A 1,953-nucleotide genomic window follows, 5' to 3' on the forward strand; every position below is an offset into this window, starting at 1 on the left:
CAGCTAATTGTGCAAGCGTTGCAACATCAACAGAGCTTGACTTGTCTGGATTAGTTACTTGGGTTGGCACAGGAACATTTACAGAGGTTTCAGTCTTACCACTTGCTTGACCTAGAAGATCATTAAAAGCGGGACGCCCTTCATCTTTATCGCCAGCAACAGATGCTTCATTTGTGTTAGCAGCAGGAGCGTCATCTCTTGTTGCAATTGAATCAAATTTAGCTGGCTCAGTTGCTGCCATAGTTGCCTGTGAAGAAGCAACTAATGTCTCATTTTCTTCAGTACCGCTATTCTTAACAGCTGTCGCAGTTTCAGCTTCAGTTTTCTTTTCAAGCGCTGCCGGTGCTTTAAAGAAAGAGCTAAGACCACTATAAGTTGAAACCTTGAGTTTTTCAGTAGCAGGAGTTGTTGCCCTGTCTACAGTTGGTCTTTTCTTAGTAACTGACTTTGTTGTTTTTTTCTTACCAGCTAGACTAATTGGCTTAACATTGCCAGCTTGGTAACTATTCTTAATATTGGAAACAGCATTATCAAGCGCTGACTTAATACTTACTAAATCAGTTGCATCATTAACTTTTGTTTTTGCGTCATTAACTAGACTGTCAACAATCGCAATTTGAGCAGCTTGACTACCAGCTGATAAATTCACGTCACCATTAATCTTGTCTTTAACACTATTAGCTTCATTACTTAATGTAGTAATAGCATTCTGCTTTGCAAGAGTGATTGACTGCTCGTCAGCTTCCTTTTGTGCACCTTCATCTCCAGCACTTGAATTGTCCTTATCACCAATTTCAGAAGCTTTTACCGGTGTAGTAGAAATGCTGTTAACAAACACTCCTCCTAGCATAAAGGTCAAAAGGGAATAGCTAACTAGCCAGCCCTTCTTACCCTTGTGCATTCTATAATTGGTATTCTTAACTTCTTCAGTCGGATTGGATTTATTAATACTCTTCATTGAATCCCTCTCTAACAATTACTTTAACTTTATATATATAAGTTAAATCGTAACATTTTAACTAATAAATATAAAGGTGTTTTTGTATTATTTTTATATGCAATTACACATTTAAAAATAACAGACTTTATTAATTCCCCATTAATTATAAAATAACTCTATAAGAGATAACTAAAAGTAATATTCGCTATAAATACCAAAGTATTACTCTCCTGAACCAGCGTGGCAATCAAGACTAAACTTTTCGTAAAAATATTACAGCAACTACTGAACATCATTTAAAATAATACTCAATGCCGATCATTACTTTATTTATTTATTACAGATATATATAAATAAATATCAAATGATAACAGAATTATTATTTTTTAAATCTAATGCACTATCTTAATTTTCAATATTACTACCACTTTATGATTGATAGACTATAAATGATAGGTCTTGGTTAATACAAAACAAAGAATAACAAAATCAACGCAAAAAAAGAAACACCTATCATTAATTAGATAGGTGCTTCTTTACTTTGTCTGTCTAGCTATTATCTTTTAAATAACTAGTTTTTTACTCAAATGCAGTTTGCTTTACAAATTGCTTGTTTCCAATTGAGTAATATGTCTTACCCTTAATAACTACAACGTCTCCGTAAGTCTGAACTGTTTCACCTGCATTCATCGCAGTCTTTCCAATTCTATTACCGTATTGGCTGTAAACATATGCCTTAGCTGTTAGTGTACGAGCTGTCCCCGTTACGTTATCACTGTCAACATATTCGTCCTTACCAATCTGGATAAACTGACGACCATTAATTGTCTTAGTTTCACCAGTTGTAATTTCAGAATCTGCCTTCAAGACTATGTTGTTAACCTGTTGACCTTCACTGTTATATACATAGGCATCATGACCTAATACTGCATTTGCAGTTACTCCGTCTGCAGGCACATTATTTGCTTCTAGTGTTACGGCACCAAAGTTCGCTGCCTTCACATAGCGGTTGT

General features: G+C 35.0%; 2 protein-coding genes. Both read right to left on the bottom strand.

Annotated elements, in window-relative coordinates; all coding sequences use genetic code 11:
* Positions 1–958: DUF1542 domain-containing protein (locus H3R25_RS08920; protein WP_198195171.1), on the bottom strand; the 958-nt coding region annotated here is incomplete at its 3' end.
* A 561-nt stretch (positions 959–1,519) separates the two neighbouring features.
* The coding region (locus H3R25_RS08925; protein ID WP_198195173.1) for an SLAP domain-containing protein at positions 1,520–1,953 on the bottom strand (434 nt) is incomplete at its 5' end.

Origin of the sequence: Lactobacillus sp. M0390 (assembly GCF_016102085.1) — a bacterium.
Lineage (GTDB): Bacteria > Bacillota > Bacilli > Lactobacillales > Lactobacillaceae > Lactobacillus > Lactobacillus apis.